At 63.6% G+C, this 24372-nt stretch carries 18 protein-coding genes; 8 read left to right on the top strand and 10 right to left on the bottom strand.

Going from position 1 to position 24372, the window contains the following annotated elements; all coding sequences use genetic code 11:
• Positions 1 to 296 precede the first annotated feature (296 nt).
• Positions 297 to 635 carry a hypothetical protein gene (locus ACIP02_RS24175; RefSeq protein ID WP_400621658.1) on the top strand — a complete coding sequence of 113 codons (339 nt, stop codon included), beginning with the start codon at positions 297 to 299 and terminating at the stop codon, positions 633 to 635.
• 27 nt (positions 636 to 662) lie between these two features.
• Here ACIP02_RS24175 and ACIP02_RS24170 read toward each other — a convergent pair whose 3' ends face one another.
• Positions 663 to 1385, bottom strand: a complete 723-nt coding sequence (locus ACIP02_RS24170; protein WP_400621655.1) for a FadR/GntR family transcriptional regulator — start codon at positions 1383 to 1385, stop codon at positions 663 to 665.
• A 399-nt stretch (positions 1386 to 1784) separates the two neighbouring features.
• On the bottom strand, positions 1785 to 3518 hold the full coding sequence (locus tag ACIP02_RS24165; RefSeq protein WP_400621652.1) for an IlvD/Edd family dehydratase: 1734 nt from the start codon (positions 3516 to 3518) through the stop codon (positions 1785 to 1787).
• Positions 3519 to 3704: 186 nt separating this feature from the next.
• Between ACIP02_RS24165 and ACIP02_RS24160 the strand changes: the two genes are divergently transcribed.
• The 3 genes from ACIP02_RS24160 (at position 3705) to ACIP02_RS24150 (ending at position 7748) form a co-directional block, all read left to right on the top strand.
• On the top strand, positions 3705 to 5012 hold the full coding sequence (locus ACIP02_RS24160; protein ID WP_400621649.1) for an MFS transporter: 1308 nt from the start codon (positions 3705 to 3707) through the stop codon (positions 5010 to 5012).
• Between the two features lie 28 nt (positions 5013 to 5040).
• Positions 5041 to 6030: an AraD1 family protein gene (gene araD1, locus ACIP02_RS24155; RefSeq protein ID WP_400621646.1), complete on the top strand. Its 990-nt coding sequence runs from the start codon at positions 5041 to 5043 to the stop codon at positions 6028 to 6030.
• 143 nt (positions 6031 to 6173) lie between these two features.
• On the top strand, positions 6174 to 7748 hold the full coding sequence (locus ACIP02_RS24150; protein WP_400621643.1) for an aldehyde dehydrogenase (NADP(+)): 1575 nt from the start codon (positions 6174 to 6176) through the stop codon (positions 7746 to 7748).
• 113 nt (positions 7749 to 7861) lie between these two features.
• Here the strand turns inward: ACIP02_RS24150 and ACIP02_RS24145 are convergent, their stop codons facing one another.
• A complete protein-coding gene (locus tag ACIP02_RS24145) occupies positions 7862 to 10945 on the bottom strand; it encodes an autotransporter domain-containing protein (protein ID WP_400621640.1) in 3084 nt (1027 codons plus the stop codon).
• 484 nt (positions 10946 to 11429) lie between these two features.
• On the bottom strand, positions 11430 to 12338 hold the full coding sequence (locus tag ACIP02_RS24140) for a LysR substrate-binding domain-containing protein (RefSeq protein ID WP_400621637.1): 909 nt from the start codon (positions 12336 to 12338) through the stop codon (positions 11430 to 11432).
• A gap of 138 nt (positions 12339 to 12476) precedes the next feature.
• On the opposite strand from ACIP02_RS24140, the gene ACIP02_RS24135 reads away from it, so the two are divergent.
• Entirely contained in the window at positions 12477 to 13301 is an 825-nt protein-coding gene (locus tag ACIP02_RS24135) for a phytanoyl-CoA dioxygenase family protein (RefSeq protein ID WP_400621634.1), read from the top strand.
• 79 nt (positions 13302 to 13380) lie between these two features.
• Entirely contained in the window at positions 13381 to 14772 is a 1392-nt protein-coding gene (locus ACIP02_RS24130) for an amino acid permease (RefSeq protein ID WP_400621631.1), read from the top strand.
• A 166-nt stretch (positions 14773 to 14938) separates the two neighbouring features.
• On the opposite strand, the gene ppnN is transcribed toward ACIP02_RS24130, so the two are convergent.
• Positions 14939 to 16312, bottom strand: coding sequence for a nucleotide 5'-monophosphate nucleosidase PpnN (gene ppnN, locus ACIP02_RS24125; protein ID WP_400621628.1), 1374 nt, complete (start codon positions 16310 to 16312; stop codon positions 14939 to 14941).
• 225 nt (positions 16313 to 16537) lie between these two features.
• Positions 16538 to 17599, bottom strand: coding sequence for a YeiH family protein (locus tag ACIP02_RS24120; protein WP_400621625.1), 1062 nt, complete (start codon positions 17597 to 17599; stop codon positions 16538 to 16540).
• A 111-nt stretch (positions 17600 to 17710) separates the two neighbouring features.
• Between ACIP02_RS24120 and ACIP02_RS24115 the strand changes: the two genes are divergently transcribed.
• Positions 17711 to 18598 carry a LysR family transcriptional regulator gene (locus ACIP02_RS24115; protein ID WP_400621622.1) on the top strand — a complete coding sequence of 296 codons (888 nt, stop codon included), beginning with the start codon at positions 17711 to 17713 and terminating at the stop codon, positions 18596 to 18598.
• Between the two features lie 114 nt (positions 18599 to 18712).
• Here ACIP02_RS24115 and pncB read toward each other — a convergent pair whose 3' ends face one another.
• Together pncB and ACIP02_RS24105 are read right to left on the bottom strand one after the other, a co-directional pair.
• On the bottom strand, positions 18713 to 19912 hold the full coding sequence (pncB, locus tag ACIP02_RS24110; protein ID WP_400621619.1) for a nicotinate phosphoribosyltransferase: 1200 nt from the start codon (positions 19910 to 19912) through the stop codon (positions 18713 to 18715).
• Positions 19909 to 20559 carry a nicotinamidase gene (locus ACIP02_RS24105; protein WP_400621617.1) on the bottom strand — a complete coding sequence of 217 codons (651 nt, stop codon included), beginning with the start codon at positions 20557 to 20559 and terminating at the stop codon, positions 19909 to 19911. The genes pncB and ACIP02_RS24105 overlap by 4 nt, the downstream gene beginning before the upstream one ends.
• 138 nt (positions 20560 to 20697) lie before the next feature.
• On the opposite strand from ACIP02_RS24105, the gene ACIP02_RS24100 reads away from it, so the two are divergent.
• On the top strand, positions 20698 to 21402 hold the full coding sequence (locus ACIP02_RS24100; protein ID WP_400621614.1) for an NrtR DNA-binding winged helix domain-containing protein: 705 nt from the start codon (positions 20698 to 20700) through the stop codon (positions 21400 to 21402).
• A 296-nt stretch (positions 21403 to 21698) separates the two neighbouring features.
• Here ACIP02_RS24100 and ACIP02_RS24095 read toward each other — a convergent pair whose 3' ends face one another.
• Both ACIP02_RS24095 and ACIP02_RS24090 read right to left on the bottom strand, forming a co-directional pair.
• Complete coding sequence (locus ACIP02_RS24095; RefSeq protein ID WP_400621611.1) at positions 21699 to 23027, bottom strand: TolC family outer membrane protein; 1329 nt, start codon at positions 23025 to 23027, stop codon at positions 21699 to 21701.
• 1 nt (position 23028) lies between these two features.
• The gene (locus tag ACIP02_RS24090) at positions 23029 to 24369 is read right to left on the bottom strand and encodes an HlyD family type I secretion periplasmic adaptor subunit (protein ID WP_400621608.1); all 1341 of its coding nucleotides are present in this window, start codon (positions 24367 to 24369) and stop codon (positions 23029 to 23031) included.
• Positions 24370 to 24372 lie beyond the last annotated feature (3 nt).

Genomic DNA, 24372 nt, shown 5'->3' with positions numbered 1-24372 from the left:
CTAGCAAGGGTGGCATTCGCCCTGATGAAGAATCAGGACGAATACACCACCAAAGGGGTCAAACCGGCTTGTTGAAAACCATAGAATCTCCCACATCTGTTTCGGGCCAGTCCATCCTGTTAAGTCACCTCTGTTCGCCTTGTTTGTTCCCTTCGAGAGCACATACCGCAACCGAAAAATAAATGGAGCAATCCCTCGCAGCCCGCGGTCGATCCAGTTGTATCGGGTTAATCCGAAAGTAAGGGGTTAACCCACGTGACTCTGGACACTACCAATTCCGGTTGCTTGGAGGCTCTATGCGAATAAGGGGTAACGTGTACTGGACGTGGGTCGACCCAACGCTTCACCACCGCAGCCATGAAGAAACGTTGGACGGTGGCGTGTGTATCGATGTGCAGGTGCGGCTTTCGCGCCGGGGTGTCGCGCAGATGTTCGTGGGCGTGTATGCGCGTTCTGGCATGGCGTTGCACGAAGAAGCGTTCTATGCCTGGCCTAAGGCGTCGCAGGCCCGGGCGCTGGCCTGGGGGGTAGTGCGGGCGCGGGGAATAGCCGAAACGGGTTCGCTTTCAGCTGACCCTGCTGCCTGGAGTGAAGCGGAAAACATCAAGCCGGGTTCCACCCGTTGTACCGGGTAACCCGCGCCAGTCAGTAGCGGCGTTGCTTCAGCTGGTCGGGTCTTGCCCTAACACCTTGCTCAACGCCACGCGCGCATCTTCAAGCTGTACCAGCGATGCATGCCGCGCGCCGAGGGCGTCGCCGTTCTGGATAGCGGTGAGAATCGCCTTGTGCCGGGGCAGGGCGAGTTGGTCGAAGTTTGGCCGCTGGTTGGAGTAGCGCACCGATTCGCGCAGGGCCATCGACAGCATGTTGCACAGGTAGGCCAGCAGGTCGTTGTGGGTGGCGTCGGCGATGCGGGCGTGGAAGTCCAGGTCGGGTTGCAGGCGCTCTTCATGGGTGCGCGCGGCTTCCATGCGCTGGTAGGCCTCGCCGATCGACTCGACGTCTTCGCGGGTGGCGTTGGTGGCGGCGAGTGCGGCGGCGGCGGGTTCGATGACCCAGCGTACGCTGGACAGGGTGTTGAAGAAGTCTTTTTGCGGGGTGGCCTGCATCAGCCAGTGCAGCACGTCGGGGTCGAGCATGTGCCAGTCATGGCGGGGCCGCACCAGGGTGCCGACCCGCGGGCGGGCTTCGACCAGGCCCTTGGCGGTAAGGGCGCGCATCGCTTCGCGGAACACCGGCCGGCTGATCGCGTAGCTTTCGCACAGGCTGGCCTCGGAAGGCAGCTTTTGCCCGGGTGCGAGTTGGCCAGAGACGATTTGCAGGCCGAGGTCTTGAACCAGGGTGGCGTGCATGCTTTTGCGCGTGGTGGGCTGGCGGTAGTTCATGGGGGGCGCGGGTGGTCCTTCGGGCGGGGTGGGCATCATAGCATTAGTGGGTGAGGGGGGCTGTGGGCTGCCAGGGGTTCGCCTTGGTATTTGCAGGGGCTGTGAGACCGAGCGCCGCCCGCGCGGCGCTTCGCGGCACAAGGCCGCTCCCACAGTTTGTTTCGGGCCAATCATTCCTGTGAGATCACCTCTGTCCGCCTTGTTGTTCCCCTCATTATTGAAGGTGTCGCGTGTGCTTTTCTGCAATGTCCAGCCATGCGCCCAAGGTGCGAGTGCGGAGGAAGCAGGAATAACTGGCCCGAAACAGATGTGGGAGCGGCCTTGCGCCGCGAAGCGCCGCGCGGGCGGCGCTCGGTCTCACAGGCAACAAAGTACTCTTGGTGAACACCTCATCACTTACTAGTGCGAATGCTTGGGCACCGCCGCCCCCCTGCAGCCAACCAGGAAGTCGAAATCACACCCTTCATCCGCCTGCATCACATGGTCCAGGTACAGCTTGGCATAACCGCCACTGATCAATTGCGGCGGGGCTTGCAGGTCGGCCAGGCGGCCGGCCAGTTCTTCGGCAGAAATGTCCAGGTGCAGGCGGCCTTCCTTGCAGTCCAGCTCGATCCAGTCGCCTTCACGTACCGCCGCCAATGGCCCGCCCGCAGCGGCCTCGGGCGCGACGTGCAGCACCACGGTGCCGTAGGCCGTGCCGCTCATGCGGGCGTCGGAGATGCGCACCATGTCGGTCACGCCCTGGGCCAGCAGCTTGGCGGGCAGGCCCATGTTGCCGACCTCGGCCATGCCCGGGTAACCCTTGGGCCCGCAGTACTTCATCACCAACACCGAATTGGCGTCCACGTCCAGCTCGGGGTCGTTGATGCGCGCTTTGTAGTCCTCGAAGTTTTCGAACACTACAGCGCGGCCGCGGTGCTGCATCAGCGCCGGGGTGGCAGCGGAGGGCTTGAGCACCGCGCCTTTGGGCGCCAGGTTGCCGCGCAAGATGCAGATGCCGCCGTCGGCCACCAGCGGTTTGTCGAGCGGGCGGATGACTTCTTCGTCGTACAGCGGTGCGGCCTGGCAGTTGTCCCACAGGCTTTTGCCGTTGGCAGTCAGCGCGCTGGGGTTGGGCAACAGGCCGTGCTCGCCCAGGCGGCGGATGACCGCAGGCAGGCCGCCGGCGTAGTAGAACTCTTCCATCAGGAAGCGCCCCGATGGCTGCAAGTCGACCAAGGTCGGTGTGCCGCGGCCGACGCGGGTCCAGTCTTCCAGTTGCAGGTCTACGCCAATGCGCCCGGCAATCGCCTTGAGGTGGATCACGGCGTTGGTCGAGCCACCGATGGCGGCGTTGACGCGGATGGCGTTTTCAAAGGCTTCGCGGGTAAGGATTTTCGACAGGCGCAGGTCTTCGCGCACCATGTCGACAATGCGCATGCCCGACAGGTGGGCGAGCACGTAGCGGCGGGCATCCACCGCCGGGATGGCGGCGTTGTGCGGCAGCGAGGTGCCCAGTGCTTCGGCCATGCAGGCCATGGTCGACGCGGTGCCCATGGTGTTGCAGGTGCCCGCCGAGCGCGACATGCCGGCCTCGGCGGAAAGGAACTCGTTGAGGTCGATCTGGCCGGCTTTATAGGCCTCGTGCATCTGCCAGACGATGGTGCCGGCGCCAATGTCCTTGCCTTTGTGCTTGCCGTTCAGCATCGGCCCGCCGGTAACCACGATCGCGGGCACGTCGCAGCTGGCAGCGCCCATCAGCAGCGCCGGGGTGGTCTTGTCGCAGCCGGTCAGCAGCACCACGGCGTCCACCGGGTTGCCACGGATGGCTTCTTCCACATCCATGCTCGCCAGGTTGCGGGTGAGCATGGCGGTAGGGCGCAGGTTGGACTCGCCGCTGGAAAACACCGGGAACTCCACCGGGAAGCCGCCAGCTTCCAGCACGCCCTTTTTCACGTGCTCGGCAATCTTGCGGAAGTGGGCGTTGCACGGGGTCAGCTCGGACCAGGTGTTGCAGATGCCGATGATCGGCTTGCCCTGGAATTCGTGGTCCGGGATGCCCTGGTTCTTCATCCAGCTGCGGTACATGAAGCCGTTCTTGTCGGCGGTACCAAACCATTGGGCGGAGCGCAGGGGGCGTTTGTTATCAGACATGAGCGGGACACCTAATTAGTATTACTATTTGTCGTTATGTGGCTGACTCTACCGGCTAAAAAGGCATCTGTGAAGGGTTGTTGTTTTAAATAGTAATACTATATGATCGATTCGCCAGGTTAGCGGTCTGCCAAAAAGCCCCGGCCAGGTGCTGTGCCCATTACAAGAACAATTGGAGACATCGCCATGATTCAGGAGCAGCGGCTCGTCCGCCTGATCACACTGAAACTCATCCCTTTTCTGGTATTGCTTTACCTGGTGGCCTACGTCGATCGTTCGGCGGTGGGCTTTGCCAAGTTGCACATGGGCGCCGACATTGGCCTGGGTGACGCTGCCTATGGCCTGGGCGCCGGGCTGTTCTTCATCGGTTATTTTCTGTTCGAGGTGCCGAGCAACCTGTTGCTCGACCGCTTCGGCGCACGTCGCTGGTTCGCCCGCATTCTGCTGACCTGGGGCGCGATCACCGTTGGCATGGCGTTTGTCACCGGGCCTAACGGCTTCTACGTGATGCGCTTTTTGCTGGGGGCCGCCGAGGCGGGCTTCTTCCCGGGGGTGCTGTACTACATCACCCAGTGGTACCCGGTGCGCCACCGCGGCAAAATCCTGGGCTTTTTCATCCTTTCGCAACCGCTGGCCATGCTCATCACCGGGCCGTTGTCTGGCGCGCTGCTGGGGCTGGAGGGTATCTACGGCCTGCATGGCTGGCAGTGGCTGTTCATCTGCATCGGCACGCCGGCGGTGCTGCTGGCCTGGCCCACCCTGCGCCTGCTGCCGGACGGGCCTGCCAAGGTGCGCTGGCTCAGCGACGAGCAACGCAGCTGGCTGCAGGAGCAGCTGGCCAACGACCTGCGCGAATTCGGCCAGACCCGCCATGGCAACCCGCTGCATGCGCTGAAAGATGGCCGGGTGCTGTTGCTGGCGCTGTTCTACTTGCCGATGACCCTGAGCATCTATGGCCTGGGCTTGTGGCTGCCGACGCTGATCCACCAGTTTGGCGGCAGTGACCTGGTCACCGGGTTTGTCTCGGCGGTGCCTTACCTGTTCGGCATCATTGGCCTGCTGATCGTGCCGCGCAGCTCCGACCGCCTGAACGACCGCTACGGCCACCTGGGCCTGCTGTACGCGCTGGGTGCCATCGGCCTGTTCTTCAGCGCCTGGCTGACGGTGCCGGTGCTGCAGTTGGCCGCGCTGTGCCTGGTGGCGTTCGCACTGTTCTCCTGCACGGCCATCTTCTGGACGCTGCCGGGGCGGTTCTTCTCTGGTGCCAGCGCTGCGGCGGGCATCGCCTTGATCAACTCGATCGGCAACCTGGGCGGCTACCTGGGCCCGTTTGGTATCGGCGCGCTCAAGGAGCACACCGGGCAGTTGTCGTCGGGCCTGTATTTCCTGGCGCTGGTGATGCTGTGCGGGGTGCTGCTCACGGGCGTGGTCTACAACCGCCTGGAGCGCCGCCAGCGCCTGGCTTCTTCACGGGCGGCCGAAGCCTCCCGCTAACCTTTGCAACCGACAAGCGAGCACAAGCATGCGATTGATCCAATTCGAAACCGCCGGCGGCGAGCGCCGCGTGGGCGTGGTGGAAGGCGAGTACGCCCTTGAAGTCATCGGCGCCAGCAGCACCCGCCAGTTGGCCCTGCAGGCCATCGCCGCCGGCCGTGACCTGGCCAGCGAAGTGCAGGCTGCCGGGCTGGGTGAGCGTCATGACTACCTGGCGCTGCTGGCCGAAGGCCGTGTGTTGCCACCGCTGGACCACCCGGACCCGGCGCATTGCCTGGTGACCGGCACCGGGCTGACCCACCTGGGCAGCGCCGCCACCCGTGACAAGATGCACCAGCAGCAGGCCGAAGGCGCCGTGACCGACAGCATGCGCATGTTCCAGTGGGGCCTGGAGGGCGGGCGACCACCAGCGGGCGAGGAGGGCGCGCAGCCGGAGTGGTTCTACAAGGGCGACGGCGGCATTGTGGTGCGCCCCGGTGCCGACCTGCCGCTGCCGGCCTTTGCCGAAGATGCGGGCGAAGAACCCGAGCTGGTCGGGCTGTACCTGATCGGTGACGACGGTACGCCGTACCGCCTGGGTTACGCGTTGGGCAACGAGTTCTCCGACCATGTGATGGAGCGGCGCAACTACCTGTACCTGGCGCATTCCAAGCTGCGCGCCTGCAGCTTCGGCCCCGAGCTGCGCCTGGGGGCATTGCCGGCCCATCTGGAAGGCACCAGCCGCATTCTGCGCGATGGCCAGGTGTTGTGGAGCAAGCCGTTCCTGTCGGGTGAGCAGAATATGTGCCACAGCTTCGAGAACCTTGAATTCCACCACTTCAAGTACGACCAGTTCCTGCGGGCTGGCGATATCCATGTACATTATTTTGGCACCGCCACGCTGTCGTTTGCCGACGGCATCCAGGCGCGCCCGGGGGATACCTTCGAGGTCAGCCTCGACGCCTTTGGCCAGCCGCTGCGCAACGGCATTGCTGCCGCGCCCCATCAGGTTCGCCCAGGGCTGGTGAAAAGCCTGTAGCAGATCACCCAGCCTTTCTCGGACCTTGTAGGAGCGGGTTCACCCGCGAATGCGATGCTGGCTTTGCCGCCGCATTCGCGGGTGAACCCGCTCCTACAAAGGCCCTGCATGCAGTGCCTTTTTCTTTTTTACAGGAGTCAACCATGTCTGGAAGCAACTTCATCGGCGGCCAGCGCAGCGCTGCCGGCAGCGTGCGCCTGCTCAGCCTCGATGCGCGTACCGGCGAAGCATTGCCGGTGGCCTTCACCCAGGCCACCCCTGAGGAGGTGGCCGCTGCCGCCCAGGCCGCCGAGTCGGCCTTTGCCGAATACAGCGCCATGGCGCCCGAGCGCCGTGCGCAGTTTCTGGAGGCCATTGCCGACCAGCTGGACGCGCTGGACGATACCTTCGTCGCCACCGTGTGCCGCGAGACGGCGCTGCCGGCTGGGCGCATCCAGGGTGAGCGTGGCCGCACCAGCAACCAGATGCGCCTGTTCGCCAAGGTACTGCGCCGGGGCGACTACCTGGGGGCGCGCATCGACCGCGCGCAGCCACAGCGCCAGCCGCTGCCACGCCCGGACCTGCGCCAGTACCGGACCGGCGTAGGCCCGGTGGCCGTGTTCGGCGCCAGCAACTTCCCGTTGGCCTTCTCCACCGCCGGCGGCGACACCGCCGCAGCGCTGGCAGCCGGCTGCCCGGTGGTGGTCAAGGCGCACAGCGGCCATATGGCCACGGCCGAGCAGGTGGCCGAAGCCATCGAGCGTGCGGCGGTCGCCACCGGCATGCCCGCGGGCGTGTTCAACATGGTCTACGGCGCCGGTGTCGGCGAAGCGCTGGTGCGCCACCCGGCCATTCAGGCGGTCGGCTTTACCGGTTCGCTTAAAGGCGGCCGCGCCCTGTGCGACCTGGCGGCAGCGCGCCCGCAGCCGATCCCGGTGTTTGCCGAAATGAGCAGCATCAACCCGGTGCTGGTGTTGCCAGCGGCGTTGCAGGCCCGCGGCGAGCAGGTGGCCAAGGAACTGGCCGCCTCGGTGGTACTGGGCTGCGGGCAGTTCTGCACCAACCCGGGGTTGGTCATCGGCATTGCCGGCGAGGCGTTCAGCACCTTCGTCGCGGTACTGGCTGCGCAACTGGCGGACCAGCCCGCGCAGACCATGCTCAATGCCGGCACCTTGCGCAGCTATGCCAGCGGCGTGCAGCGCCTGCATCAGCACCCGGGCGTACGCCATCTGGCCGGTGCCGAGCAGGCCGGTGACCAGGCCCACGCCCAGCTGTTCCAGGCCGACGTGAGCCTGCTGCTCAACGGCGACGAGCTGCTGCAAGAGGAGGTTTTCGGGCCTGCTACCGTGGTGGTCGAAGTGGCCGACGAAGCCGAACTGCACCGCGCCTTGCACGCGCTGCACGGGCAACTGACCGCCACCTTGATCGCCGAGCCGGAAGACTTCCAGCGCTTCGCCGCGCTGGTGCCGGTGTTGCAGCGCAAGGCCGGGCGGCTGTTGGTCAACGGCTACCCGACCGGCGTCGAAGTGTGTGACGCGATGGTGCATGGCGGCCCATACCCGGCCACGTCCGATGCCCGTGGCACCTCGGTCGGCACCCTGGCCATCGACCGCTTCCTGCGCCCGGTGTGCTACCAGGACTACCCGGACGCGTTGCTTCCCGATGCCCTGAAAAACGCCAACCCGCTGGGCCTGCAACGCCTGGTCGATGGCCAGCACAGCCGTGAGGCGCTGGGCTGAAGGCTTGCGCTGCACCTTGTAGGCGCGGCTATAACTGCGAACACCGGCAAAGCCGGTGCCCTCGATTACATAGCCTGGCGCCGTCACCCGGCACCAGGCCCCACCGCAACGGCTCAGAAGCGAACCGTGATACCCGCGTTAACCGAATGGAAGCGGGCGTCCGAACCAAACTGCCCCTGATACGACAACCCCACATCAGTCTGGCGGTTCAGTTGCACCTTCGCGCCCACCTCCGTCATCGCCACGTTGCGCGTCTGGGCGATGCCCTGCACCGCGAAGTCCGGGCCTCCGGCGAACGACTGGGTGCTGTTCGGGTCCAGGTCACCGTAGGCACGACGCCAGCCCAGCGAACCGAAGAACTGGGTGTCGTGATCGGCCACGCGGGTGCGTGTCGAGGCGCGCATGCCCACGGTGGAGAACCAGGTGTCCTGCTTCTCGCTGGACACGTCCAGCGCTGCGGCACCGCCTTTTTCATGGAAGCTGTCGGCGTCGTACTTCACGTACGAAACACCCACGAACGGCTCCAGCGCCACTGCACCCAGGCCGATGCGGTACGCCGCTTCGGTACTGGCCTGCAAGGTGCTGGCGTCGCGCTTGCCTTTCAGGTGGTCGTTGAACCCGGCAAAGGCCACGTTGCGTTTGCTGTCCAGCTTGTGCCAGGTGTAGCCGACGTCTGCGCTCAAACGCAGGGCGTCAAGTTGCGCGCCGGTGTACAGGCCCAGGTGATAGTTGTCGCTGTGGCCCTTGGCATCGCGGTCGTCGGCGTCGAACTTGGTGCGGCTGTAGCCACCGTATACGCCGGCGCGCCAGTCCGGGTTGATGCTGCCATCGGCGCCAATCAGCACACCGCCGGTGCGCTGGTGCAAACCGCTGGAACCGTTGTTGCCGTCCAGCTTCGACCAGTTGCCGAAGGTTTGCGCCCAGGCGCCGCCCTGCGCTTCAGGGGTGGTTGGCATGAGGTTCGAGGCACCCAACGGCATGCGCACGCTGCTGCTGTCGAACAGGTCGCGCAGACGGGTGCCCAGCACGCCGGAGACCACCTGGCTATTGGCGATCAGCGCGGTGCCGGTGCTGGCGTGGTAATCGCCGGAAAGCTGGTCGATGGCATCGCGAGCGCTGTCGGCATCCAGCACCAGCAGGTTGTTGTACAGGCGCAGCGGTTCGCCGCTCTGTTGCAGGTCGCTGAGTGCGCCGGCGGTGTTCCACTGGTTCTCGGTAAGCGCCACGGTCTGGAAGATGCCCGGGGTGCCTGGCCCACCCGTTTCTGGCGGCTGCACCGGTGGTTGTACCGGGGGCTGCACAGGTGGCTCAACTGGAGGCTGTACCGGTGGTTCTACCGGAGGCGTAACCGGTGGTTCTACAGGCGGCTCCACCGGAGGCGTAACGGGCGGTTCGACAGGTGGCTCTACCGGAGGCGTAACCGGTGGTTCCACAGGCGGCTCGACCGGTGGCTCAACAGGTGGCTCAACGGGTGGCGTGGTCTTCTGCGCGATGGTCAGGTTCAGCTCATTGGCCGTGCGCTGCAGGCTGACGTTGAGGAACGCCGAGTTGGTAAACGCTTGGGCATAGGCCGTGCCGGCGGCAGCGCCGTCCACCACGCCGCCCTGGGCGGCCAGCAGGGTGTAGGTTTGCCCGGTCTGGTAGCTTTGTGCGTCGTTCAGTGTGGTGACATCGACCCGTGTGCCACGCAGGGTCGCGGTGCCGCTGACATTGACGCGGTCCGAGCCGCCATCACCGGCGATATCGGCGGCGTAACGCGAGCCCGCTGCCATGTCCAGGTCGCCGTTGATCTTCAGGGTGCCCAGCGCGCCTTCACCTGGCGACAGGGTACCGCCCGAGGCCACCTGGGTGCTGCCGACCTGGCCGATACCGGCCAGCACACCGCCGTTGAGTATCTGCGCACGGTTGCTGTAGTTGCCGGCAGTATCGGTATGGCCGACGGTGCCGTTGACCACCAGGGTGCCGTTGCCGACGCTCAGCAGCGAGGTGCCGCGCGGGTTGGTTTGGTCGACATCGCCGGCCAGTATCAGGCGCCCGCCACGCACTACCGTGCTGCCAGACATCCCGGTCAGGTCGCCGCTTAGGGTGGTGTTGCCGCTGAAGGCATACACACGGCCAGCACCGCTGATGGTGTTGCTCAGTTGCAGGTCGCTGTCGGTGTGGTTGAAGGCCAGCGCACCGCCGCTGGCACCGAAGCGGATTGCCGTCTGCGGGGCGAGGCGGCCGGCGGCGTGTGCTTCGCCAGCGGTGATGGCGTCGATATCGGTGCGGCTCTCGTCCCTGACCACGCCACCGCCAATGCTGAGGGTACCGCGCCCAGCCGAGTTAACGTTGTCCAGTACGCTGATGTCGATGCCTTCGGTGCTGCTAAGCTCGGCGCCGTTGGCCAACACCAGGTTGGTGGTCCTGGTGGTGGTGCCCAAGGTCAGCGCGCGCGTGGCCAGGCGCGTGCCTTCGCCGGACACGCTCACCACACTATTGCGGCTGAGGTTGACCGAGCCCAGTTCCATTGTGTCGCTGGTCAGCACTGCGCCGTCGCTCAGGCTGAGGTCGTAGCGGTTGACGAAGCGGCCGGTATTGTCCCAGCGCGTGTTGGCCCCGGACAGCTCGCTGGTCGAGTTGATGTTCACGCGTTCACTGGCAAGCTGGCCGCCATCCTTCAAGGTGATGCGCGTGTCGTACCGGAAGGTGCCGCTGGCAGTCACGTTGACCGCATCCACTTTCGAGCCTTCACCGCTTATTAGCAGGTTTGCCCGGGACAGGCTATTGCCGGCATTGCCGTTGTCGCCCATCTGCAGGTCGCGTACGAGCACTTCGCCGCCGTCGAGCACGTTGAGCGTACCCTGACCAGCACCACCGACGACGATGGTGTTACCCAGGACGGCAGTGGTGCGCGGCACCAGCCAGCGGGTTCCAGGGCCCTGGACTGTGACCGTTGCCATGGCGGTAGCCGCTTCGCTGTTGGTGGACGAGCCACCGATCCGCCCACCTCTGCTGGTCAGTTCGGCGCCGTTGTTGAGGGTGAGGGTAGCGGGGACGCCGTTGCCGGGGCGCAGGGACACTGTGCCATCGTAGGCGCGGTCACTGCTGATGGTGTCTTCACCGCTGTCGAGGATGTAGTCCGCTGCGTGGGCGCCCGGCAGCATGGCGAGTGTGATCGCGAACGTGAGTGGGGAAAGTCGGAAAAGGGGATTCATAGCAACTCCAGATACTCCATTAGATGCCACGCAAGTGGCGGCCAGCGCTGGGGGCGATGGCGTTCCATATGTGCAACGGATTAACGCTGGGAGTATCGGGGAGGGCTTTCTGTGATGAGAATAGTACGCATGTGCTAGCTGCTTGCAGAACGTGACGTGGCGCACAGCGTGCGGCAGGCATGCACTGCGGTGTATGGCACCGGCTGCGCCGGTGTTCGCGGCTAAAGCCGCTCCTACAGAGAATGTATAGTCCTTGAGGGCTGTGATGATCCTTGTGGGAGCGGGTTCACCCGCGAAGAATCCAGCGCGGTGTATGGCGCCGGCTGCGCCGGTGTTCGCGGCTAAAGCCGCTCCTACAGAGAATGCATAGTCCTTGAGGGCTGTGATGATCCTTGTAGGAGCGGGTTCACCCGCGAAGGATCCAGCGCGGTGCATGCCAGCGGTTACGCCAGTGCTCGCGAAACCTCTGGCCCTGCGGGCAAATTCAACCAGTCCCCCCAGCAATCTCCCGGGCAACCCAACCCTTGAATGCCTCCGCTACCGGCGAGGGATGCATCGCACCTGACTGCGCCAGCACCACCTTCTGCGGCGACACCTCTTCCAGCAAGGGCCGGCACAACAGCGGGGTTCCGTCATAGCAATGGTCCCCAGCGGGCCGGGTACACGACAGGGCTACCCCGTACCCATGCGCAACCAGGCCCCTTTGCATTTCGAAGGTTTGGGTAAATTGCTGAGTACGCGGCTGCAGGTTATGCGCCCAGAACAGCGACAAAAAATACTCGCGGGTTTGTGCGATGTCCTCAAGTATCAAGCACTCTTGCGCCAGCTCCTGCAGCGGTATTGCCGCCAGTTGGGCCAACCGGTGGTCGGTGGCAATCAGCGCGTAAGGCTTCAACTCAGCCAGCACCTGGCGCGGCAGCGAGGGATCAAGGCCGATGTCATACGTCAGCGCCAGCTCGGCTTTACCGGCACTCAGCTGGCGGTGCACACCTGCCAGGTCTGTCTCGAACAGCGTGACCTCAACCTCGGGATACTGTTTGCGAAAGCTCGATAGCAGCCGAGGCGCGTAATAGGGGCCCAGGTCCTGGAAGCAGATAAGCGACAGGTTGCCGCGCAGTGGGCCATGCGAGGTCTCTGCCTGTTGGTTCATGGCGATGGCCAACCCGATGATGTCACGCGCCTGGGCCAACAACCGTGTACCCGCCGATGTCAGCTCCAGCCCGCGGCTGACCTGGCGCCGGAACAGCCGCTCGTTCAGCGCCTCTTCCAGCTGCGCGATCGCCACCGATACCGAAGGCTGGGAAACATGCCGGGCCCTCGCGGCAGCACTGATGCTGCCATGCTCGGCCACGGCGACGAAGTACTCCAGTTGCCTGAACGAAAAACCTATCATGTTTTCCTATACTCGGTATTAGGAAATATATTCTTTTTCTATTGGTGCCAGAACGCAATACTCGCTGCGCACCTTGCTTGTTCTGCCTGACACGTGGCAGTGGTGCTGTTGCCCAATAAAAAGACTAAAGGGTGCGTTATGAAACAGTCCGTCGAATTTCAATTAAGCGATGAAACCATCGAAGCATTCCAGCGTGAGGGTGCCGTTTGTATTCGCGGTTTATTCACGCCAGACGAAGTTGCGCTGCTCGAAACCGGTATCGAACAGAATCTCAAAACCCCCAGCGAGCGCGCCAAAGTGGCCAGCCGGCCAGACGACCCAGGTTGGTTCTTCGAAGACTTCTGCAACTGGAACGATATTTCAGCCTATCGCCAGTTTATCTTCGAAAGCCGCGTGGGAAGCGTTGCCGCGCAACTCATGCACAGCGAAACCGCCCGGCTTTATCACGACCATTTGCTGGTCAAAGAGCCCAACACCCGGCAACGCACGCCTTGGCATCAGGACCAGCCCTACTACAACATCGACGGGCGCCAGAACTGCAGCATGTGGATGCCCATCGACCCCGTTGCACGGGCGTCTACCCTTGAATTCGTTGCAGGCTCACACCTCGGGCCGTGGCTGATGCCGCGCACGTTTCTGGACAGCCAGGCCAAATGGTTCCCGGAAGGCAGTTTGGCCGACTTGCCGGATATCGAGGCCGACCGCAGCGCCTGGAACATCCTCGGCTGGGCGCTCTCCCCAGGCGATGCCGTGTTCTTCCACATGCTGACCTTGCACGCCGCTGGCGGCGTCGGTGGCAACCGTCGGCGGCGGGCGTTCTCGGTACGCTTCCTCGGCGACGACATTACCCATGCACCGCGCCAGTGGAGCACTTCGCCGCCATTCCCTGGGCTGGAAACACAACTGGCCAAGGGTGCCCCCATGAACCACGAACTGTTCCCGGTGCTGTGGCCCCGGGCTTGATGATTGAAAGCATGCGTGCCTGATAAACCGCACGGCATCGGCGTTGTGCGGACCTGATAATAAGATCAAGAAGGTATCTATGAACGCTCAATCCTCACACCAGCTCAAGCGGGGGTTGTCTACCCGGCATATTCGTTTCATGGCGTTGGGTTCTGCTATCGGCACCGGGCTGTTCTACGGCTCGGCGTCGGCGATAAAACTGGCCGGGCCTTCGGTATTGCTGGCCTACCTGATCGGCGGCGCGGCCATTTACATGATGATGCGCGCCCTTGGCGAAATGGCGGTGCATAACCCGGTGTCCGGTTCGTTCGGCCACTATGCCAGCCAATACCTGGGCCGCTACTTCGGCTTTCTGACAGGCTGGAGTTATGCCTTCTCGATGTTGGTGGTGTGCCTTGCAGATGTGACGGCGTTCGGCGTTTACATGGCGCTGTGGTTCCCCGAAACACCGGCATGGATCTGGGTGCTGGGCATCGTGTTCTTTATCGGTGCGCTGAACCTGTGCAGCGTGAAAGTGTTTGGCGAAATGGAGTTCTGGCTGTCATTGCTCAAGGTGACTGCAATCATTGCCATGATTGTGGCTGGCGCGGCGGTGTTGCTTTTGGGCATCCAGCTGGATAGCGATGCAGGCACCGTTGCCGCTGTCTCCAACCTGTGGAGCCACGGCGGGTTCTTGCCGAATGGCATCGGCGGAATGATTGCGTCATTCACCGTGGTCATGTTCGCCTTTGGCGGGGTTGAAATGATCGGCATCACTGCAGGCGAGGCGAAGGACCCCAAGCGCGTGTTGCCCAAGGCAATCAACTCGGTGCCGCTGCGCATCCTGCTGTTCTACATCCTGACCCTGTTTGTACTCATGGCCATCTACCCATGGACCGCCATCGGCAGCCACGGTAGCCCGTTCGTGCAAATTTTCAGTGGCCTGGGCATCAGTTCAGCGGCAACCGTGCTCAACATCGTGGTCATTTCTGCCGCGGTTTCGGCCATCAACAGCGATATCTTCAGCGCCGGGCGCATGATGTACGGCATGGCGCAAAACGGCCAGGCGCCTGCAGGCTTTGCCTCGCTGTCGCGCTTCGGTGTGCCCTGGATGACGGTTGCAGTGATGGGCGTGGCGCTGCTGTTGGGCGTGGTGTTGAACTACCTGGTGCCAGAAGATCTGTTCCTGGTGCTGGCGGCCGTCGTTACGTTCTCGATTGTCTGGGTCTGGTTGATGATCCTGTTGTCGCAAGTGGCCATGCGCCGCAGCATGACCCGGGAGGAGGTGGCCGCACTGGATTATTGTGTGCCACTGTGGCCGGTAGGGCCGGCGTGCGCGATTGCTTTCATGGTGTTCATCTTCGGCGTGCTCGGCTGGTTCCCGGCCAGTCGCACGGCCCTGTATGTCGGGGTGGGCTGGTTGCTGCTGCTTTCCCTGGGGTACTGGTTGTGGGGCGTGCGTGCGCCACGGCAAGTGCCCGCCAGTGCTTGAGGTATTGAACGGCTAACCGCCCGGCACGGTCGCGGGTGAACCCGCTCCCATGGCGCTGCACATCACTTTTTGTCAAACCCCTGGAGGTCAGTCATCGCGGCACTCAGGCTAGCGATGACCGACCCACAGGGGCATGACGCCAAGCTTAGATTTCAGCAAGGCGCGGTCAGGTTGCTACCTGGTAACAAGGCACGTACGCGGCGCCGCCGGGCAGCTTCATCCGGTGCTGGTCGACGAACGCCTGCAGCAGCCGGCCCAGCGGGTCGAGGACGGCGCTGTCGCCGTGGATCTGGTACGGGCCGTGTTCTTCGATCAGGCGGATGCCCTTGTCCTTGACGTTGCCGGCGACGATGCCAGAAAACGCCCGGCGCAGGTTGGCCGCCAGTTCATGCGGTGGCAGCTCGCGGCGTAGGTCCAGCTCGGCCATGGCCTGGTGGGTCGGGTCGAACGGGCGCTGGAAGCTTTCTTCGATCTTCAGCAGCCAGTTGAAGTGGAAGGCATCGTTGCGCTCGCGGCGGAACTGCTTCACCTCCTTGAGCCCTTCGACCATGTGCCGGGCAACTTCGGCCGGGTCGTCGATGATGATTTCGTACAGGCGGTGCGCCGCCTCGCCCAGGGTGGCGCCGACGAAGGCGTGCAGCTGTTGCAGGTACGGCTCGGCACTGCGCGGGCCGGTGAGTACCACCGGGAACGGCAGCTCGTGGTTGTCCGGGTGCATGAGGATGCCCAGCAGGTAGAGGAATTCCTCTGCCGTACCGGCCCCACCGGGGAAGATGATGATGCCGTGGCCGACACGCACGAAGGCTTCCAGGCGCTTCTCGATGTCCGGCAGGATCACCAGTTCGTTGACGATCGGGTTAGGCGCCTCGGCAGCGATGATGCCCGGCTCGGTCAGGCCCAGGTAGCGGCTGCCATGCATGCGCTGCTTGGCGTGGGCGATGGTGGCGCCTTTCATCGGGCCCTTCATGACGCCCGGGCCGCAGCCGGTACACACGTCCAGCTTGCGCAGGCCCAGCTCGTGGCCGACCTTCTTGGTGTACTGGTATTCCTCGCTGCTGATCGAGTGGCCACCCCAGCACACCACCATCTTCGGCTCCACGCCCGGGCGCAGGGTGCGGGCGTTGCGCAGCAGGTGGAAGACGTAATCGGTGATGCCCTGGGAGCTTTCCAGGTCGATGCGCTGGCTGGCCAGCTCGCTTTCGGTGTAGACGATGTCGCGCAGGGCGCTGAACAGCATTTCACGGGTGCTGGCGATCATTTCGCCATCGACGAAGGCATCGGCCGGGGCATTCAGCAGCTCCAGGCGTACGCCGCGGTCCTGTTGGTGGATGCGTACCTCGAAGTCCTGATAGGCCTCGAGGATGGTCTTGGCATTGTCGACATGGGCGCCGGTATTGAGGATGGCCAGGGCGCACTGGCGGAACAGGGTGTAGAGGCTACCGGTGCCGACTTCACTCAGTTGCTGCACTTCACGTTGTGACAGCGTCTCCAGGCTGCCTTTGGGGCTGACGGATGCATTGATGACATGGCGTTGAGGCATCTAAGTCTTTCCTGTGCGGGTAAAACATCCTTCTTTGACAACACCATACCTAGAAATGTGGACGGCAACGAGGGGGGTTGTGAAAAAGCTTGAGACCGAGTCGCCTGGTTCGCGGGTGAACCCGCTCCTACAGGGAGCGCGCTGCCCTTAAGGCTTGCGCTGTACGTGTAGGAGCGGGTTTATCGAGGCGTCGAACCGCCGCGAACCAGGCGACTCGGTCCAAGGTCAGCCCAACAGCTTCTGCACACCCAGGGTAATCGCCAAACCCCCACCAACCAGCCACAGGTTGAGAATCGCCCCGGTAGCCAGCGCCCGTGGCCCGGCCTGGCGGATCTGGCTGAAGCGGGTTTCCATGCCCAGCGCGGTCATGGCCATGGTCAGGGCAAAGGTGTCCAGGCTGTTGACCGCCTGGGTCACGCTGCCGGGCAGCACCTGCAGCGAGTTCACCAGTACCAATGCGAGGAAGCCGAAGGCGAACCAGGGCATGGCAATGCGCCCGTTGCCCTGCGCCTGGCCAGCCTGGCGCGAGCGGCTGATCCACAGGCCCACCACCAGCAGCACCGGCACCAGCAGCATTACCCGGGTCATCTTGACGATGGTGGCGATATGCGTAGCCTCGGGGCTGACGTTGCTGGCCGCGCCGACCACCTGCGCCACTTCGTGGAGGGTGCCGCCCAGCAACAGCCCGGCGCCCATGGTGTCCAGGTGCAGCCAGCCGGCGTTGATCGCCAGCGGGTAGAGGAACATCGACAAGGTGCCGAACAGCACCACGCTACCTACCGCCATGGCGCTCTTGTGCGGGGCGCTGCGCAGTGCCGACTCGAAAGCCAGCACGGCCGCCGCGCCGCAGATGGCGCTACCGGCGGCAGTCAGCAAGGCAGTATCGCGGTCCAGCTTGAACACTTTCATCCCGCACCACAGGCCGATCAGCAGGGTACTGCTCACCACCAGCAGCGAAACGATGAGGCCAGACCAGCCGACTTCGGATATTTCCTGCAGGCTAACCCGCAGCCCAAAGAACGCCACGGCAATGCGCAACAGGCCGCGTGCGGAAAAGTTGATGCCTGCCGCCCAGCTTGCCGGTACGCCGTCGCGCAGTGCATTGCCATACAGCGCACCGGCGACGATACCGACAATCAGCGGGCTGATGCCGAGGTTGGCGATGGCGGGCATGGCTGCCAGTTGCGTGACCGCCAGCGCGAACAGCGCGACGAAAAGAATGCCATTGAGCCGCCCTTTGGTAGAAAGGGTAGGGGCAAAAGCAGGGTTGGACGGAACCGTGGCCATGTGAGTCCTCCGGAAAGGTGTTTCGACAAGGCCTACGTTAATCGGGTTATAAGCTTATAAAAAATCGTAATTTAGGATGGCAAATATCCGGATAGCTGATATTTTCTAATCATGACCCCAGAACAGCTGATAACGTTTGCCACGGTTGCCGAGTACGGCAACATCAGCCATGCGGCCCAGGCCCTGCACTTGTCACAGCCGGCGGTATCTGGCCAGCTCAAGCTGCTGCAGGAGGCGTTTGGCGAGCCCCTTTACCAACGTGCCGGGCGCGGTGTGCGGCTGACGGCGGCTGGCGAACAATTACTGGCGCATGCCGAGCGCCTGCGTGAAACCTTCCGCCAGGCCCAGGTGCTGCGCGAGGCCATGCATGGGCTGGAGCGAGGTACCTTGCGCATCGGCGCCAGCACCACGCCGGCCAGCTACCTGTTGCCTTACCTGATCGCCGATTTTCATGGGCGTTATCCAGACGTGGTGGTGACTACCTCGCATGGCAACACCACCGAGATCGTCGCCGCCCTGGACAGTGTCGATATCGCCCTCATTGAAGGCCCGCCTGGGCAGGAGCTGCCGTTGGGGACCGAGGTGACGGCGTGGCGCGAGGACGAGATCGTGGCGATTGTGCCGCGTGGGCACCCCTTGGCAGGGAGTGAACAGCAGGCGCTGGCGTCGCTTGGTGCCTACCCGTTGGTGCTGCGTGAGAGCGGCTCGGGCGTGCGGCAGATCGTCGAGCGGGCGTTTGCCCGGGATGGCGTGGCCATGCGTGTGGCGCTGGAAATTGCCGGGGTGGAAGGGGTGAAAGAGGCGGTGCGGGCCGGGATGGGGATCGGTTTTGTGTCAGCGATGTCGATCCGCCATGAAGATGGGGCGTTGCACCGGTTGCAGGTGGTGCCGCAGGCGTTGATCAGGCGGTTTTCCATATTGATGCCGCATGCGGCCTCGCCGTCGCGGGCGGCGGCGCGGTTTTTTGAGTTGTGTGTTGGTTTGCAAGAGGCGGGTTGACTGTGCTGGCCTCTTCGCGGGTGAACCCGCTCCCACAGTGACCGCACAGGTTTCAAGGGTTGTGATATCCCTGTGGGAGCGGGTTTACCCGCGAAGAGGCCAGCACAGGCACCATCAACTCACCTTGAAGACATGCTTCATATAGGCAACAAAATTCTCATCCCGGCACTGGGTCTTGCCCGGGCTGTCGGAAATCTTCGCCACCGGTGCCCCATTGCAGTCGGTCATCTTGATCACGATGTTCATCGGCTCCACCCCCGGGATATCGCAGGTCAGCCGGGTGCCAATGCCAAAGCTCACGTTGATCCGCTCATGCAGCGCCCGATACAGCCCCAGCGCCTTGGCAAAATCTAGCCCATCAGAAAAAATCAGGGTCTTGCTCTTAGGGTCGATCCCCAGCCGCTCGTAGTGGGCAATGGCCTTTTCCGCCCAGGCCAGCGGGTCGCCCGAGTCATGCCGCAAACCGTCGAACAGCTTGGCGAAGTACAGGTCGAAATCGCCGAGGAACGCATCCATGGTGATGCAGTCGGTCAGGGCGATGCCCAGCAGCCCGCGGTACTCCCGCACCCAGCACTCCAACGCGGCCGCCTGGCTATCGACCAGGCGCGGGCCGAGCTGCTGGTGGGCCATGAACCATTCGTGGGCCATGGTGCCGAGCGGTTTGAGCTCGAATTCGCGGGCCAGGTGCACATTGCTGGTGCCGACGAAGCGGCCTGGGAAGTCGTGCTTGAGAATGTGCACCACCTCTTCCTGCACCCGGTAGGAGAAGCGCCGCCGCGTGCCGAAGTCGGCCAGCTGAAAGCCGGCGAGTTCATCGGCACTGGCCTGGGCCTTCAGCCAGTCGAGCTTCTGGTACAGGCGCTCGCCGACCTGCTCGATCACCACTTCACGATAGCGGTAGCGGTTACGCACCTCGCTGATGATCGCCAGCAACGGGATTTCGTAGAGGATCACATGCAACCACGGCCCGCGGACGCGGATTGCCAGCTGACCGGTGTTGTCCAGGCCCACCTGCACGTAGCGCAGGTTGAAACGGAACAGGCTTAGAAAGCGGATGAAGTCCGGTTTCAGGAACGGGATTTTCTCCAGATAGGCCAACTGGTCATGGGTGACCGTGACCTCGGCCAGTTGCTCTATCTGGTAGCGGATTTCTGCCAGGTACGGGGACAAATCTTCACCATTGCGGCAACGAAACTCCCATTCCACTTCGGCGTTGGGGTAGTTGTGCAGCACCGCCTGCATCATGGTGATTTTGTAGAAGTCGGTGTCCAGCAGGTTCTGGATGATGCGTGGGCCGAAAACACTTTCGCTCATGGGCGGTCTTCCTTGATCTGGGCAAGCTGGTGGTCGAGCGCGGCTTCGTCGCCGCAGAGGATCACGCCCTCGGCGGCCAGGGCGCCACACGCCTCGATGGCACCGGCCTGGGTCAGCGCGCGGCAGGCCGGCAGATACAGCAGCACCTGAAAGCCGGCCTGGCGCAACTGGCGGGCAGTGGTCTTGACGCAGTAATCCAGGGCCAGGCCACCGACGATCACCGTACTTACCTGCTGCACCTTGAGGTATTCGATTACCCCGGTGGAGCGCCGTTCAGCCAGATCGTGGTAACAGGCGCCGTAGGGGTGCAGATCGGGCTCGACGCCTTTCCACACGAAATAGTCGTAGTCGATGGGGGCGGGCAGCCCAGGCAGCAGCTCGAAGCCCGGGGTGCCCGGCACGCAATGGCTGACCCAGGTCAGGTCGGCGTTGGTCAATTGCAAGGGCTGCAGCATGTGCGCGGGTTCGGCGACCACCCAGGCGGCGTTGGCCGGGTGGGCGTCCTTGCTGCCCAGGCGCAGGTCGGCACGCAGGGCCATGGCATTCAGATCAAGCGCGATTTCGTCGCCTTCGGGCACGGGCAGCTCTTGCGGCGCGTTGCGGGTGAAGCCGTTCTGGGCGTCGACATCGAAACTGGCGATCTTCATGGCGGTTCTCCTTGCTGGAATGCCAATATAATTCACCTGGTGCATTATGTGTGTCAAGCGACTTTGTTGCCGCGTTTTCTGGTTGCCTTACTTAGATGCTCTGATGGAATATTGCGGCACTGAACAAGGAGTTGCCCGGTGAGTACAGTCGAAGTTCTGGCCAGTGTCGATATCGTTGCCCTGCGCCTGGCGCCTGGTGCGCAGCATCTGCAAGTGTTGTTGCACCGTCGAGAGCGCGAGCCGCATGCCAGCCAGTGGGCGCTGCCCGGCGTAATCGTCAATGGCCGCACCGCTGATACCAGCCTGGAAGCTGCCGCCGAACGTGCGTTACGTGAGAAAACCCAGGTTGTGCCTCGCTACATGGAGCAGGTGGGCACCGAGGGCAATGCTTTCCGTGATCCACGGGGCTGGTCGCTCAGCACCTATTACCTGGCTTTGCTCGGCCCGGGGCAGGTGGTCGAAGGCGAGCAATTGGCGTTTTTCGACTTGGAAAGCGTGCTGGCGCGCAAGGTGCTGTTGCCGTTCGATCACAACCTGTTGGTGGAGCGCGCCCGCGAGCGGCTGGCGGCGAAGACCGTGTACAGCAGCCTGCCGCTGTACCTGCTGGCGGAGAAATTCACCGTGCTCGATGCATTGGGGGCAGTGCAGGCGTGCCTGGGGCAGGCAGTGAACGGCACCTCGCTGCGCAAACGCCTGGAGCGCTTGCGCGAGTTGGGGTGGGTAAGGGACACCGGGGAAAAGAACCAGCCCAAGCTGGGCCGGCCGCAGCAGTTGTACCAGTACACGCCGCAGGGCGAGCGGGCATTCATGTTTGACCGCAGCCTGCTGCCTGAAGGCGCTTAGCTCACATTTCTTGCGCTTGCGCTTGCTCTTGCCCTTGCTCTTGCTTCGGCTTTTGCTTCTAAGCGCGCGATAGTTCAGGCGACACAAATTGCGACTTCAGGAGGCCGAGCGGAGGGCTCCTGAAGTCGCAATCTGTGGCGCCTGAACTATCGCGCGCTTAGAAGCAAGATCAAATGCAAGATCAAAAGCAGGAGCAAAAGCACGGCCGTTCCGAGTCGGAGTGGATATCCCGGCAAAGCCGATCATTCACCCGTTATTGGTGGGCATTCGATTGGCCGCCTCCATCTTCCCAGCCATCAATTGCTTACCATCAACTCCGGCCCCAGGTAACCGTTGATCTGCTCGATATCATCATCCCCCAGGCTGCCGACCGACGAGGCCAGGCGTAGCCTGGCCATCAGGTAGTTCAGCTTGGCCTCGAACAGGTCATGGCGGGCGTCATACAGCAGTTCTTCGGCATTGAGCACGTCCGAGTTGGTGCTGGTGCCGCCTTCCTTGAAGCCCTTGCGGGTCGAGGTCAGCGAGCGTTCGTTGGAGGCCACGGCCTTTTCCAGCGCATGCACGCGCAGGGCGCCGCTCTGCACGCCGCGGTACTCGCGGGTGGTGTCGGAAATGACCTCCTGGCGCGTGGCATCCAGTTCGTCCAGGGCCTTGGAGCTGTTGGCGCTGGCCTGGCGGGCGAGGGCGCTGGTGCTGCCGCCGCTGTAAAGCGGAATGTTCAGCTCCAGGCCGATCGAACTGTAGTGGTTGCGCTGGTTCAGTTCCGAGATCGACTGGCTGCTGCCGGCGGTGTAACCCGCCACGAAATCCAGCGTCGGGTAGTGCCCGGCACGGGCGCGGTTGACCTCTTCCTCGGCCAGCTCGTAGTTGTGCCGGCGCGCATGAATCAGCGGGCTGTCGGCCTGGGCCTTGACCAGCCAGTCCTGCAGGTTGCCCGGCATCAGCGGTGGCGTGGCGAAGCCCGGCTGCAAGGTGGTCAGCGCCTGCGGGGTTTCGCCAATGTATTCCTCCAGTTTGCGTCGGGCGTTGACCAGGTTGTCCTGCGCGTCGATCAGGTCGGCTTCGGCCAAGTCGCGGCGGGCCACCGATTCGTCGACGTCGGTGATGGTGCCGGCGCCCAGTTCCTTGCGCCGCTTCGCCGAAGCCAGCTGTTCTTCGAACGCCGTCAGCTTGGCCTTGGCCAGGGTGATGGTTTCGCTGGCCAGCAGCACGTCGAAATAGGCGTCGGCCAGGCGCACCGCCGCATCCTGGCTCTTGGCGTCGAACACCGCCACGCTGTAGTCGGCGCGTTGCTGGCCCTGGCGGTACTCGGCCATTTTCTGCTTGTTGAACAACGGTTGGCGCAGGCGCACGTTGGCACCCTTGGAGTCATAATCCAGGTCGTTGTCCTGGCCATTCTGGCGCTGGCTGCCATTGACCCGGTTGAAGTAGGCCGCCGCGTTGATCTGCGGCAGCAGGCCGGCTTCGCCGATGGCGCGGTTTTCGCCGCCGGCCTGTTTTTCATGGACCGCGGCGCGGTAGATAGGGCCTTGGTACTGCAACAGGTCCCAGGCTTCTTTAAGGTCCATGGCACTGGCCGGCACGGCCACGCCCATCAGGCACAACAGCAGGCACGGGCATTTCATGTCATTGCTCCTTGAACGCAGCGTCGACGCGTTCGAGCATCGGTTTGAGCAGGTAGCTGAGCAGGTTGCGCTCGCCGGTCTTGATGGTGACGGTGGCGGGCATGCCGGGGCGAATGTGGTTGCTGCCCAGCAGGCCCATGCCGGCTGCAGTCACTTCCACCTGGGCCAGGTAGAACGGCTGCTTGCTTTCTTCGTCGAGCAGGCGGTCGGCGGATATGGTTTTTACCCGCCCCGGAATATTCGGCGTCTGGGCGTGGTTGAAGGCCGGGAAGGCGATGTCCACGGCCAGGCCCGGGACCATTTTGTCGATGGCTTGCACCGGGATCATCGCATCGACCTGCAGCGGCTGGTCTAGCGGCACCACTTCCATGATTTTTGCGCCCGGCTGGATGATACCGCCGACCGTGGCAATGCTCAGGGCCTGGACCATGCCGTCGATCGGCGAGCGGATCACCGTATGCGTCACTTCGTAATCCAGGGCGCGCAGGCGGTCGGCCAGGGTGGTGTTTTCCTTGGCGGTGTCGGTCAGCTGCGACTCCACTTCTTTCAGGTAATCGTGCTGGCGCTGCAGGATGCGCAGCTTGATCTCGGTGGCCTGGCTGCGGGCGCGGGCGATGTTGTTAAGGTTCTCGGCCTGGCCGGCCGACAGGTCGGCATTGCTGCGCTCCAGCTCCAGCAGGCGGTTGCGTGGTACGTAGCCTTCGGCGGCCAGCACCCGGGTGCCTTGCAGTTCCTGGTTGAGAAAGCCGATCTGCGAGGCGCGGGCACCGTACACCTGCTGCAGGCCCTTGAGCTGCACGGCCGAGGCGGTGAGGTTTTCTTCAAGAATGCTCAGCTCGCCGGCCAGGCCCGCGCGGCGGGTGTCGAGCAGGCGCTGTTGCAGGTCCATGGCCGCCAGCAGGCGCGGGTCGCTGCCATAGTGCTTGAGCAGGGCCGGGTCGAAGGTGACCGTGTCGCGGCCGTCGCGCTCGGCTTCCAGGCGGTTTTCCACGGTCTTGCTGACGATGTACTGCGCGCTTAGCGCGCCTTGTTCGGCCACAGCGCGCAGCGAGTCGAGCCGCACCAGTTCCTGGCCTTTGTTCACCACATCGCCTTCGCGCACCAGGATCGCCTCAACCGTGCCACCGGTCAGGTGCTGCACTGCCTTGCGGTTGCTGGTGATTTTCACCGTGCCGGTGGCGACCACGCCAGCGTCCAGTGGCGCCAGGCACGACCACAGCAGGAAACCGCCAAAGCCGGCGATGACCAGCCACACGCCCCAGCGTGCCGGGCGGCCTGCATCCAGGTCGATCAGCTCCCTGGCTTCGGCGGGGATCAATTCGGAATGTTGAGCCATGTGCATGAT

The sequence above is a fragment of the Pseudomonas sp. NPDC089408 genome (assembly GCF_044749445.1).
Lineage (GTDB): Bacteria > Pseudomonadota > Gammaproteobacteria > Pseudomonadales > Pseudomonadaceae > Aquipseudomonas.
The sequence above is the reverse complement of the archived record's forward strand: the minus strand, read 5'-3'. Positions and strand labels throughout refer to the sequence as shown.